Origin of the sequence: Stenotrophomonas sp. Nf1 (assembly GCF_003028475.1) — a bacterium.
In the GTDB taxonomy this organism is placed as follows: domain Bacteria; phylum Pseudomonadota; class Gammaproteobacteria; order Xanthomonadales; family Xanthomonadaceae; genus Stenotrophomonas.
In genome coordinates, this window is record NZ_PYTV01000011.1 from 14,718 (window position 1) to 26,962 (window position 12,245).

Below are 12,245 nucleotides of genomic sequence, written 5' to 3' on the forward strand. Positions count from 1 at the left end.
GGCTGCGGCCGGCGCGCTGCCAAGAGGAGAGATGTTTGCCATGAAGCGTAGGGAATTCATCGCGGCCAGCGCCGCTGTCGCCGCCAGCAGCCTGCTGCCGCAGACCCCGGCATGGGCACGCGGGCGCAAGGTGCGCCTGGCCATGATCGGTACCGGCATGCGCGGCCTGGTGCTGCTGAAGGAACTGGTGCGCCGCGACGACGTGGACGTTGTCGCGCTGTGCGATATCGAGCCGATCATGCTCGGCCGCGCCATGGAGATGGTGGCCAAGGCCGGCAAGCCGGCGCCGAAGACCTACGGCCAGGACCGTGACCCCAACGCCTGGAAGCGCCTGCTGGAACAGAAGGGCATCGATGGCGTGATCATCGCCACGCCGTGGGAATACCACGCGCCGATGGCGATTGCCGCGATGCAGGCCGGGGTGGCTGTAGGCTGCGAAGTGGTGGCCGGCATCACCCTGCAGGACCACTGGGACGTGCTGAAGACGCAGCTGAGCACCGGCACCCCGTACATGCTGCTGGAAAACGTCTGCTATCGCCGCGACGTGATGGCGGCGCTGCAGATGGTGCGCCAGGGCCTGTTCGGCGAACTGGTACACCTGCAGGCCGGCTACCAGCACGACCTGCGTGGGGTGAAGTTCAACTCCGGCGACCCGAACCAGCCCTACGACAGCGGCGTGGAGTTCGGCCCCAAGGGCTGGAGCGAAGCGCGCTGGCGCACCGAGCATTCGGTGCAGCGCAACGGCGAGCTGTACCCCAGCCACGGCATCGGCCCGTGCGCGATGTACACCGGCATCAACCGTGGCAACCGCTTCACCCACATCAATGCCTTCGCGACCAAGGCGCGCGGCCTGCACGACTACACCGTGGCCAAGAGTGGCGGTACCACCCACCCCAGCACCCAGGTCAAGTTCAAGCTGGGCGACATCGTCACCACCACGCTGGCCTGCGAGAACGGCGAAACCATCCTGCTGCAGCACGACACCTCGTTGCCGCGCCCGTATTCGATGGGCTTCCGCGTGCAGGGCACCAAGGGCCTGTGGATGGACGTGAACCACTCGATCCACATTGAAGGTCGCAGCCCGCCGCACCAGTGGGAAGAGTTCAAGAAGTACCAGGACGAATACGAGCACCCGCTGTGGAAGCAGAATGCCGATACCGCCGCCAGTGCCGGCCACGGTGGCATGGACTGGTTCGTCATCCACGCGTTTGTGGAAGCGCTGAAGGCCAAGGCGCCGATGCCGATCGACATCTACGACGCGGTGACCTGGAGCGCGATCACCCCGTTGAGCGAGCAGTCGATCGCCAACAGCTTCCAGACGCTGGAGTTCCCGGACTTCACCGCCGGTGCGTGGAAGCAGCGCAAGCCGATCTTCGCGTTCGACGGTAAATACTGATCTGCACACCAACGGCAACGCCGGGCCATGCCCGGCGTCGCTGTCTGCATTGGTGCATTGGCATCCGTAGAGCCGAGCCCACGCTCGGCTGTCTTTCCCGCTTGTCGCACTAAACTCGGGCTCCCACCACCGGCGGAGCCTCAGACCACGCCATGGCAGATGTTGCAGGGAAGCTGGCCGCGGACCATAAACACCTGTTCCACATGTTCATGATCTAGACCGAGCCAATGCTGCGTGCACAGCCTGGTTTCAGGGATGACAAGGATTGACGCTGCGGACGGTTACCTTGACACCTTGATCTGCGTCAGTCGCCCTCCGGACGCCCTGGCATGCGGAACGCGGAACATTGCACCAGGTTGCACGAGTTCGGCCTGCTGCATCATCTTCGGCCACCACTCCAGAAGCCGCGCTGCGCGCTCGTAGTGGTTGAACGTGCTCCATCCCTTGGCCAGCACGAACACGGTCAGGCCGAGGCGTGCGATAGCCTCGCGCTCTGCAGGCTTGCGATGATGATGATCCTGGGTAACGTGTACGCGAATTCCGCGCTGGGTAGCCGCGTCGAAGATCTCCAGGTCGGTCGTGCCGGCTTTCACGAACTCCCTTACGTGGAAGACTTCGTGTTCGTCCGTTCCCGCAATGGCGTCGATGGCCCGGGCCAGCGCGGGCGGAAGATTCTCATCGATCTGCGCCTTCAAGGCGTGGCTCGATTCTCGAACTGCAGTGCTTTCTTCACTGCAGTCAGAGGCAGGTCATACAGTCGTGCCACGCGACGCTCGTCGCCACCTTCGGCACGCAGCGCCTCGACAATGGCTATGGTTGGAACGCCCGATTCGGAAAGGATGGGCTGACCAAAACTGCGCTGGGGATCAAACACCACCGCGCGGGAGCCCTTCAGTGGGAACCATCGCTCGGCACGATCATCGATGCCCAGCTCAATGCCGTCGCGCAGTGAGGGGGCAATGACCCTACGCATTACGTCCTGCCGCTTCACCACATCCACCAATGCGGCATCGCCGCTGTCGCCAACGAGCTCCATGAAAATGCGGCGCCCGTCGGTCTTGAAGCTGGTGCTGGTGAAGGGGTAATCCTTACCGAGCCGCTCGTTCAGCTCGACAATGGTTCGCCGCACCAGGTTGAGTGGCACGCCACAGGCGACGAACGTGCGGACGAAGCGCAGCTCGATCAGATCGCGGAAGCCAATGCCGTCGATCTCTGAATCGGCCCATTGCGACTTCCACAGGGGAGGGTGGGCTTCCGGATTCCCGTGCTTCCGGCCCTGGTAGCCCTTCAGCCACCGGCGCAGCTCTGACGAGCTGCCGCCAATGAAGCGCGCGGCATCGACGTAGGAATAGAGACCGACGCCGAGGCTTTCCTGTGCTGGCAAGGCGATACCCATGGAAGCGAGTCTACTCAATCCGAATGGAGCAGGAGTACAAACTGACATTCTGGGCCCTGCTGGACGCATGAACTGAGACGGGAGACAAGCGCGGGCCAATCTGCCCGGTGATTGGCAGGCCATAGCCGACAAGAAGATGGCGCGCCCGGAGGGATTCGAACCCCCGACCAATGGCTTCGGAAGCCACTACTCTATCCGGCTGAGCTACGGGCGCGTTGTAGAACCGCCGCACCACCGGTCAGTGCCGGGGCGGGCATCGCAGCGCCATGAGGCGGTGCGGGACGGGCATTCTATCCAGTTTCGCCGAACAAATCTCCCCCCGTCATGCAAAGCCCTGCCGGAGGGCCAGGAGTATCCTATCGGCATGGCTGATACCCCCCTCACTTCGCCGCAATCGCCGGCGACGCCGCGCTGGCGGCATTACTGGAGTCTGATGCGCGCCGATCGCCCGATCGGCACGCTGCTGCTGCTGTGGCCCACCTGGTGGGCGTTGTGGCTGGCCGCCGGTGGCCTGCCGCCGCTGTGGACCCTGTTCGTGTTCACCGCTGGTGTGTGGCTGACCCGCTCGGCCGGTTGCGTCATCAACGATTACGCCGATCGCTGGCTCGACCCGCACGTGGAACGCACCAAGGCGCGCCCGCTGGCGACCGGTGCGATCAGTGGCCGCGCCGCGCTGGCCCTGTTCGCGGTGCTGATGCTGGTGGCGTTCGGGCTGGTGCTGACCATGAACGGGCTGACCATCGGCCTGAGCTTCATCGGCGTGTTCCTGGCCGCCAGCTACCCCTACCTGAAGCGCTACACCCATCTGCCGCAGGTCTACCTGGGCATGTCGTTCGGCTGGGGCATCCCGATGGCGTTCGCCGCCGTGCAGGGTGAAGTGCCGATGCTGGGCTGGCTGCTGTATGCCGGCAACATCCTGTGGTCCACCGCCTACGACACCTGGTACGCCATGGTCGATCGCGAGGACGACCTGAAGATGGGCTCGCACTCCACCGCGATCCTGTTTGGCGACCTGGACCTGGTGATCCAGGGCGTGCTGTACGCGCTGTTTCTGGCCACCATGGCCCTGGTTGGCGTGCGCGGCGGGCTGGGCGGCTACTACCTGGCGGGCGTGGCGGTGGCCACCGCGCTGGTGGTGTACGAGTTCTGGATCTGCCGCAAGCGCGAGCGCGGCCCGTGCTTCAAGGCGTTCCTGCACAACAACTGGGTCGGCGCCGCGCTGTTTGCCGGCATCGCCGTGGACCTGGCGCTGCGCTGATGGCCCCCGCCGGGCATGGCCCGGCGCTACCGGTGTGGGATTGCGCCGATGGTGCCCGGCACCGGCCGTTGTAGAGTCGAGCTTGCTCGACTGCTCTTCGCGTCCAAGCCAGAACAGTCGAGCAAGCTCGACTCTACGACCAATAGGCGACTGACAGCCCGCGGCCCACCGCCCAGAATCCGGTCATCTAACCTGGGAGGGTAGGTGATGGCCTCGACGGCAGCAGTACAGGACGGCTGGATGGCGCGCGCAGCGTTGCGCTCGGCCGCCTGGGCGGAAAAGTGGTTTCCCGACGCCTACGTGTTCGCGGTGCTGGGCGTGGTCATCGTGGCGCTGGCTGCGCTGGGCTTCGGCTCGACCCCGCAGGCCACCGCCAGCGCCTTCGGTGACGGCTTCTGGAGCCTGATTCCGTTCACCATGCAGATGGCCTTTGTGGTCATCGGCGGCTACGCGGTAGCCACCGCGCCGGTGGTCGCGCGCTTCATCGACTTCCTGGCCCGGGTGCCGCGTACCGGTCGTGGCGCGGTGGTCTACGTCGGCCTGATCAGCATGCTGGCCTCGCTGCTCAGCTGGGGCTTCTCGCTGGTGTTCGGCGGCCTGCTGGTGCGCGCGCTGGCCCGCCGCAGCGAACTGCGCATGGATTACCGCGCCGCCGGTGCTTCGGCCTATCTGGGGCTGGGCGCGGTGTGGGCGATGGGGCTGAGTTCGTCGGCCGCGCAGCTGCAGGCCAACCCGGCCAGCATGCCGCCGGGGCTGGTCGAGATCACCGGCGTGTTGCCGTTCACCGAAACCATCTTCCTGTGGCAGTCGATCGCACTGACCGCGGCATTGATCCTGGTCTCGCTGCTGATTGCCTGGCTCACCGCGCCGGCTGCCGGTAGTGCGCGTACCGCCGAGGATTTCCCCGGCGCCGCACAGGCCGAGCCGGAACCGTTGCAGCAGCGCACCCGTCCTGGCGAATGGCTGGAGTACAGCCCGCTGCTGACCGTGCTGCTCTCGTTCCTCGCCTTCGGTTGGCTGTTCAACGAGTTCGCCAACAAGCCGCTGGTCACCGCCATCGCCAACCTCAACACCTACAACTTCCTGTTCATTTCGCTGGGTCTGCTGCTGCACTGGCGCCCGCGCAGCTTCCTCAACGCGGTGGCCAAGGCGGTGCCGAGCACCACCGGCGTGCTGATCCAGTTCCCGCTGTACGGTGGCATCGCGATGATCCTCACCCATGCCGCCGGCGGTGACGGGCAGACGCTGGCGCACCGGCTGTCGAGCCTGTTCGTGCACGTGGCCAGCACCGATACCTTCGCGCTGGTGATGGGCGTCTACTCGGCGGTGCTGGGCTTCTTCGTGCCGTCCGGTGGCGGCAAGTGGATCATCGAGGCACCGTACGTGATGCAGGCCGCCAACGAACTGAAGGCGCACCTGGGCTGGGCGGTGCAGGTCTACAACGCCGCCGAAGCGCTGCCGAACCTGATCAATCCGTTCTGGATGCTGCCGCTGCTGGGCGTGCTGGGCCTGAAGGCACGCGACATCGTGGGCTTCACCTTCATCCAGCTGCTGGTGCATATCCCGCTGGTGCTGGGCCTGCTGTGGTTGCTGGGCATGACCCTGACCTATGTGCCGCCGGTGATGCCCTGAAGCCGATCCGTTCAGCGCGTGTTTCCGCCCGCATGGGCCATGAATGGGTGCCCGGCTGACCCGGGCATGAGCACATGCCGAACCCGCATGAATCCTTCAGTGGCTTGTGCCGCAAGGGTCCGCGCGTGTTCATTCACGGCCGTACACATGGATGTAGCCGCGCACCCACGCGTGATTAACCAACCGCTGCAGACGATGGCCACGTCCACCGCATTCCGCGCGTGGCTTTGGAGATCGGACATGGCACAGCAGAACCAGAACCCGAACCAGAAGCAGCAGGGCCAGCAGAACCAGCAGGATCAGCAGCAGGGCCGTGGCCGCGACCAGCAGCAGCAACAGCAGCAGGAACAGCAGAAGCGCAACCAGAACCAGCAGCAGGGCGGCCACGACGAAGAAGAATGACCGCGCCGCACGCGCAGTGTGACCGCTGAAGCCCCGCCCTGTGCGGGGCTTCGCTTATTCCAGCACGCCGACGCGCTGCAGTACCGGCGCGGCCGACATATCGTTGGGGTTGGTGCCGGGCTGGTCCTGCGGCACGTCCATGCCCATGCCGCGGTACAGGTCGATCCAGTGCTGGGCGATCTGGCCGGTCTGCGCATTGCGGAAGTTCATCGGCTGCAACGCGAACACGTGGTGCGCACGGAACGCGCGCTCGATGAAGTCCGAGCAGTAGTAGCTGTCCTCGTTCAACACATACGAGGTGTTGTACGGCTTGCCCAGCATCGTGCGTGCGGTGGCCACCGCGTCCTTGATCGCGTTCCGCTCCGGTGCCCGCAGGCGATAGACCACAATCTGCCGCTGCTTGGCCTGCGCCTCCTGGCGGAACACGGACAGCGGTTGCCGGCGCGATCCCTTCTCGTCGGCATGCAGCACTTCCCAGCCTTTCGCCGTGGCGGCCAGCAGGGCCACGTGGTCGAAGCTGGTGCTGCCCTGCGTGCCGGTGGCATCGTCGATGGCCGCGCTGAGGCCGCTGTGGCCGGCAGTGACGAACAGCAGGTCGCCTTCGTGGAGGTCGACGGCCATCGCCACGGCCGGCCACAGCGCGGGCAGCAGCAGGCCGATCAGGAGCAGGACGCGATGCATGGGAGTCTCGGACAGGCGGAATGCTGCAAGTGTAGGGCGCGCGGTAGCATGGGGCGACCGAACCGGATTCAGGATGATCCCATGCGTCGCTATCGCGCATCCGTTGTACTGGTGCTTGTCGCAGGGCTGGGTGCGGCCGCCTGTACACCTGCACCGCAGGCGCTTCCCGCCGAAGCCGCGCCCGCCGCACCGGCGCCGGCGACCACGGCGGCCGTGGTGCAGCCCGCACCGGCGCGCGCGAGCGCGGACTGCCCGTACCCGGAGTTCGACGCCTTCCTGGCGCACTTCGGCAGCGAGATCGCGCTGCAGGAAAAAGCCACCGCCGATCCACTGCTTGATAGTTACATCGACCCCGAGGCCGAGCCCGAACCGCGCAAGGTGGAAAGCCGTCTGGCGCTGTCCGACGTCGAATGGCCGGTAATGCCCGATCCGGCTGCATTGGCCGGGCAGGGGCGCGAACTGCAGGTCAGCACGCTGGCCGATGGACAGCGCCAGGTACAGATCCGAACGCCGGACAGCAGCGACCAGCAGACCTATACCTTTGCGCAGGCGCCGTGCTGGACACTGGTCAAGCGTGAGGATGAGGCGATCTGACGCCTGGCCCGGCACAGGCGGGGAAGGCGGCTGGCTGCTAGGCTCGACGCCTGGTCCAGGCAGGGAGAGGCCGATGCACGCTCGCAGGATGCGCACCACCACCGCCATTGCCGTGCTGCTGGCGATGGCGCCTTTCACTGGTCTGGGCGCGCAGTCGTTGCGCGCCGACGACCGCGCCTACTTCGCCAGCGCCACGGCTGAACAGACCGCCCGTGAGGCACTGGGCAAGCGGCTGGAGACTCTGCAGCACGCGGCCGGCATCGCGCCGGCGCAGCGCTTCCAGCAGGCCGAGGCGATGCAAGCGCAGTGCCTGCGCCATCACAGCTACCTGCACCTGCAGGCCGCCCGCAATGCGCGCGATCATCGCCCGGCACAGGCGCTGGACGAGGTGATGGGGCTGTGCAGCCGCATCGCCCGTACCGGCCGCGCCGCGCTGCGCGAGGTACCTGCGGATGCTGCCTGGGCGCGGCCCTATGGCTTCCTTCGCGCGCGCGCGCTGAAGGAAGCCGCCGCCCCGGCCAACCCCGCGCTGGAGCAGGCCGTGGATGCCTTGGCCGATCCTGCGCTGGACAGCTTCGCGCGCCTGCGTGGGCAGATCCTGCGCACGGCCGAGTACCCGCAGATCGAACACGACGGGCAGCATTGGGATACCGGGCGCGACAGGCAGGTACTGGCACTGCATCGTGACCGCGCGCTGCGCGAGGCTGGCTGGAAGGGCTACTGGCAGGGCCTGCAGTCGCGCCGCGAGCCGATGGCCTCGGTGCTGCTGGGCCTGGTGCAGGTGAATGATGCGACCGCGCGACTGCAGGGGGAGGGTTCGGCGCCGGCGCGGGGCTATCAGCACATGGGCCTGGATGCAGCGACGGTGGACGCCACGTTGCTGGCGATCGAACAGCATGCCGGGGATCGCCGCGCCTACCAGGACATGCTGCTGCGCCACGCGGCACAGTCCGGCATCGATGCACCACAGATCTGGGATACCGCGGTGCCCGACGCCGGATACGCGCCGCCGGTGCTGACACTGGCGCAGCTGCGCGACAACGCCGCAGACGCGATGCAGGGTCTCGGGCCGGCGTACGTCGCCGAACTGCGTGCGCTGCTTGATCCGGCCAACCACCGCATGGACCTGGCCACCGAGCGTGGCGACCGCAGTGCGGATGCGTTCTCGATCAATGCCCCCGGCGCGCCGTCGATGCTGTTCGTCGGCGTGCGCAGTGGCGACCTGGGAAGCGACGTCGAGATCGCCCACGAAGCCGGCCACGCCCTGCACGGTGAGTGGATGCAGCGTGGCCATGCATCGCCGCTGCAGCGCAACGGCAGCCCGTGGCTGACCGAGGCGTTCGCCATCTACAACGAGCTGCGCTTCCGCGACCGGTTGTACCAGCAGGCGCAGGACCCGAGGGCCAGGGCCTACTACCTGAAGTCACTGCTGGACGACATGGTGCTGCAGCTGTTCACCTCGTCGGAGGAAGCGCAGCTGGAGCAGTCGATCTACCGGGGCGTGGCCGATCAGTCGCTGGGCACTGCCGATGATCTCGATGTCCTCGCCGGGCAGGTGCTGGCGCGCTTTGGCCAGCAGCCGGAGCGCTACCCGCCGCTGCGCAGCAGCTGGATCAGCAAGCGCCTGATGTACGACGACCCGAACTATCTGGTCAATTACCTGTATGCGGGTCTGCTGGCGGTGCAGTTCTATGTGCAGGATCAGCGCGACCCGGAGGGCTTCCGCCAGCGCTATCTGGCCGTGCTGGGCGAAGGCTTTGATCGCGCGCCGAACGAACAGGTGGCCCAACTGCTGGGGCAGGCACCGGATTGGCCGGCCCTGGTGGAGGCCGATCTGCAGGTGTTCAACCAGTTGGCCGCACAGCTGCGGGCACTGCATGCGCGGATCGAGCAGGGACAGCGGGCATGAGCGGGCCGCGCGCGATGAAGCGGACCCGGGCCACGGCATGGCTGTGGCTGCTGCTGTGCCTGTTGCCGCTGGGGGTGATGGCCGCCGTTGCGGTGCCTGCGCTGGATGATCCGGTGGTGGACAGCGCCCACGCGTTGTCGGCCGACACCCGCAACACGCTGCGCACACAGGCGCTGCAGCTGCAGGCGCGCACCGGCGCGCAGCTGCAGGTGCTGGTGGTCGACCACGTTGGCGAGGAGGGCATCGAAGCGTATGCACAGCGCGTGTTCGAGCAGTGGCAGCTGGGCCGCGACGGTGTCGATGATGGCGTGTTGCTGCTGGTGGCCGTGCAGGACCGCCGCGTGCGCATCCAGACCGGCTACGGCCTGGAAGGCGCGATTCCCGATGCCTACGCTGCGCGCATCATCGACAAGGCGATCGTGCCGCGCTTCCGCGAAGGCGACCTCGACCAGGGCCTCCTGGAAGGAACCAAGGTGCTGGTCGCGCTGATCGACGGCGAGGCGCTGCCGGAATGGGAAGACCCGTCGGCACGCAACGTGCTCCCGCCGGACTGGCGCAGCGCCGATTCGGTGGTTGCACTGACGCTGCTGGCCGGCTTCCTCGCCGGTCTGTGGCGTTCGCCGTCCACACGACCGGCGGCAAAGACAGCGGACGACTTCGCACGCAGGCATCACCAGCGCCGGCGCGGAACATCGCGTGCGGCCACCCCGCCGCAGGCGCGAGCGAAGCGGTTGCCAGCCTGGGGCCGCCCGATGCTGGTGACCGCCGTCGTGGCCATGGGGATACTGGCGGCGGCGCTGTGGGCGCCCCGGGCTGCGCTGGCGGCCCTGTGCTTCGTGCTGGCGCTGTGCGTACCGGCGGCGAGCCTGCTCGGCTGGTGCTGGCGCCGCAGCCGCGCGCTGCGCGTGGTGTTGCTGGGCCTGCTTGCGGTCAATGCGGGCTTCTTCGTGGTGATGCTGCTGCGGGGCCAGTTGCCGCCCAGCCTGGCCCTGCACACGCTGCTGGACCTGGCCGTGGGCATTGCCGCGATGCTGGTGTTTTTCCTCGTACAGGCCGGCCGCGCGCGCTGGCACAAGAATCGCCGCAGCTTCGCGCTGCGGTTCGCGGTGTTGCTGCTGCTGAGCGCTGGCTACGCACTCTGCGCACTGCTGGCCATTGATCGGGCCGATCCGGTTGCGCGCCTTGCGGCAACAATCGGCTGGAGTGCGGGCACGCTGCTGCTGTACTTCATGTGGATCTTCACCCTGCTGCCGGCTGACAGGGCGCGCGGTGGCCGCGGCTCATCCGCTGGCCAACGCAGCGCCTCCAGCAGCACATCGTCCAGCGCATCCTCAAGCAGTTCCAGCGGCTGGTCCGGGGGCGGCGGCCGCAGCGGTGGCGGAGGCGCGTCGGGCAGCTGGTAGTTCAGGCCGCCTGTACCCGCCAGCCCAGCGCAAGGTCTTCCACAACACCCGGGCCGGCCACATCGCCGAGCTGGAGCTGCAGGCCCTGTGCATTGGGCAGGTCTTTCTGTTCCGGGAACCAGCGGCGATCGGCCGCCACCACGATCAGCAGGCCCTCGTCGTCGCCCATGGGCGCGAACTGCTGCGAAGGTGGGCTGATCGGCTGCAGGCCGAAGTGCTGGTGGGACTGCTCACGCACCGCATCGACATCATGGCTGGGTAGACCGACTTCGCTCAGGCAGGTCAGCTCGCTGCCGTGGAAAGCGCCAGCGCGCGCACTGGCCGGCAGGCGGCGGCGACCGATCAGTTCCAGGATCAGGCCGTCGGGGCCGGTGAAATACACCGACTGCGACTGCCAGCTGCTTTCCAGCGCGAAGTAGTCCAGCCCGGCAGGATTGCGCTGCAATGGCGTGCGCTCGCGCAACCAGGTCATCGCGTCGCCGAAGCGGTTGTCGGGCACATTGAAGGCCAGGTGCACGCCGCCGAGCGGTCGCCCCTCGGCCGGTTGCAGTTCGATCGTGCTCCAGCCGATATGCACATGGTGGCCGACCACGCGCTGTTGCAGCACATCGTGGAAGTATGCGGCGACGGCATCGACATCGGAGACCGGCAGGGTAAGGTGCAGCAGGCGCATGATCAGTCCTCCATGGAGCGCATGCGCCGAGTGTAGACCTGGCGGGATTGTGCAGGCGTCACCGCAGGCGCAACGATTCGTTAACGTGGGCGCCGCGGTCGAGGATCATTCCACTGGCAGCCAGATTTCCACGCCGCCCGGGCACAGCAGCGGATTGGCAGGCGCGGGGTTTAGCAGTTCTTGCGCTGCCGGGGCTTTCCGCGTGCCTGCATACCGGCAACAATTCCCGCATCATGGATGATGCGGGGAGGTAAGGGGCATGCGATCGACGACGTGGGATGCCAGGCCAGTGGAGCCGGGCCGATGATGGACATGGTGCTTGACCAGTGTCTGTTGGCCTGGCTGTTGACGCTGGCATTGCTGCTGCTGATGTGGCGCTGCGCGCCGTACTGGAAGGGCAATGCCTGGGTGTACCGCGCCGGCTTCGCGCTCCTGGCCGGGCTGCTGACACCGACGTTGATGCTGGCCGGTCACGGTGTGCTGCCGGTTCCGACCGTTGGAGGACTGGTGACAGTGCTGAGGCGGTTGGAGTGGATCGGCGATCTGGACTTCAACATCCTGGCGGTCGGCACCGACAACATCTGGTTCCTGTTCACGCCGTTCCAGATGGTGTCCATTGGCATGCTGTTCTTTCCACTGCAAACGGCACGGCCGGCCCGACTTGGCTTCGGCGGCAAGGGCACGGGCTAGCCCCAACGCCGCGAGGCACCAAGGCTCATCCACGCATGGCGTGGATCAACTACCCCTGCGTGGGCCGGCACATGCCGGGCCTGCCGGTAGATCCACGCCATGCGTGGATGCCTTTCGCACGGACACGAGATCGCGCATCAAGCTGTCGCACTGACGTCATGCCTCCTTCACAGATCGCGCCGAGACTGCGCGCCTTGTCCAGCCCTGCACA

At 66.9% G+C, this 12,245-nt stretch carries 12 protein-coding genes and 1 tRNA gene; 8 read left to right on the forward strand and 5 right to left on the reverse strand.

The features are described from left to right. The first annotated feature begins 40 nt into the window (after positions 1-40). A complete protein-coding gene (locus C9412_RS17755) occupies positions 41-1,396 on the forward strand; it encodes a Gfo/Idh/MocA family oxidoreductase (protein WP_107232923.1) in 1,356 nt (451 codons plus the stop codon). Positions 1,397-1,677: 281 nt separating this feature from the next. Here C9412_RS17755 and C9412_RS17760 read toward each other — a convergent pair whose 3' ends face one another. The 3 genes from C9412_RS17760 to C9412_RS17770 all read right to left on the reverse strand — a co-directional run bounded on the left by C9412_RS17760 (position 1,678) and on the right by C9412_RS17770 (position 3,006). Beyond that, complete coding sequence (locus C9412_RS17760; protein ID WP_107232832.1) at positions 1,678-2,091, reverse strand: DUF5615 family PIN-like protein; 414 nt, start codon at positions 2,089-2,091, stop codon at positions 1,678-1,680. Beyond that, the gene (locus C9412_RS17765) at positions 2,088-2,792 is read right to left on the reverse strand and encodes a DUF433 domain-containing protein (protein ID WP_181358765.1); all 705 of its coding nucleotides are present in this window, start codon (positions 2,790-2,792) and stop codon (positions 2,088-2,090) included. The genes C9412_RS17760 and C9412_RS17765 overlap by 4 nt, the downstream gene beginning before the upstream one ends. 137 nt (positions 2,793-2,929) lie before the next feature. After that, positions 2,930-3,006 (reverse strand) — tRNA-Arg (locus C9412_RS17770). A gap of 150 nt (positions 3,007-3,156) precedes the next feature. Here C9412_RS17770 and ubiA point away from each other — a divergent pair. The 3 genes from ubiA (at position 3,157) to C9412_RS20960 (ending at position 6,084) form a co-directional block, all read left to right on the forward strand. Continuing rightward, positions 3,157-4,050, forward strand: coding sequence for a 4-hydroxybenzoate octaprenyltransferase (gene ubiA / locus C9412_RS17775; RefSeq protein ID WP_107232834.1), 894 nt, complete (start codon positions 3,157-3,159; stop codon positions 4,048-4,050). Between the two features lie 207 nt (positions 4,051-4,257). Then, positions 4,258-5,682: a TIGR00366 family protein gene (locus tag C9412_RS17780; RefSeq protein WP_107232835.1), complete on the forward strand. Its 1,425-nt coding sequence runs from the start codon at positions 4,258-4,260 to the stop codon at positions 5,680-5,682. 240 nt (positions 5,683-5,922) lie between these two features. Then, positions 5,923-6,084: a hypothetical protein gene (locus tag C9412_RS20960; RefSeq protein ID WP_010482135.1), complete on the forward strand. Its 162-nt coding sequence runs from the start codon at positions 5,923-5,925 to the stop codon at positions 6,082-6,084. A gap of 54 nt (positions 6,085-6,138) precedes the next feature. Here the strand turns inward: C9412_RS20960 and C9412_RS17785 are convergent, their stop codons facing one another. Beyond that, positions 6,139-6,765, reverse strand: coding sequence for a YiiX/YebB-like N1pC/P60 family cysteine hydrolase (locus tag C9412_RS17785; RefSeq protein ID WP_107232836.1), 627 nt, complete (start codon positions 6,763-6,765; stop codon positions 6,139-6,141). 81 nt (positions 6,766-6,846) lie between these two features. Between C9412_RS17785 and C9412_RS17790 the strand changes: the two genes are divergently transcribed. The 3 genes from C9412_RS17790 (at position 6,847) to C9412_RS17800 (ending at position 10,671) form a co-directional block, all read left to right on the forward strand. Beyond that, a complete protein-coding gene (locus C9412_RS17790) occupies positions 6,847-7,359 on the forward strand; it encodes a hypothetical protein (protein WP_107232837.1) in 513 nt (170 codons plus the stop codon). 73 nt (positions 7,360-7,432) lie between these two features. After that, entirely contained in the window at positions 7,433-9,268 is a 1,836-nt protein-coding gene (locus tag C9412_RS17795) for a M3 family metallopeptidase (RefSeq protein ID WP_107232838.1), read from the forward strand. Then, positions 9,265-10,671, forward strand: a complete 1,407-nt coding sequence (locus tag C9412_RS17800; RefSeq protein WP_258190345.1) for a TPM domain-containing protein — start codon at positions 9,265-9,267, stop codon at positions 10,669-10,671. Before C9412_RS17795 ends, C9412_RS17800 begins: the two co-directional genes overlap by 4 nt. Position 10,672: 1 nt before the next feature. Here C9412_RS17800 and C9412_RS17805 read toward each other — a convergent pair whose 3' ends face one another. Beyond that, positions 10,673-11,344 (reverse strand): VOC family protein, encoded by a 672-nt coding sequence (locus C9412_RS17805; protein WP_107232840.1) that lies wholly within the window; start codon positions 11,342-11,344, stop codon positions 10,673-10,675. Between the two features lie 303 nt (positions 11,345-11,647). On the opposite strand from C9412_RS17805, the gene C9412_RS17810 reads away from it, so the two are divergent. Next, positions 11,648-12,034 carry a hypothetical protein gene (locus C9412_RS17810; RefSeq protein ID WP_107232841.1) on the forward strand — a complete coding sequence of 129 codons (387 nt, stop codon included), beginning with the start codon at positions 11,648-11,650 and terminating at the stop codon, positions 12,032-12,034. The last annotated feature ends 211 nt before the right edge of the window (positions 12,035-12,245 follow it).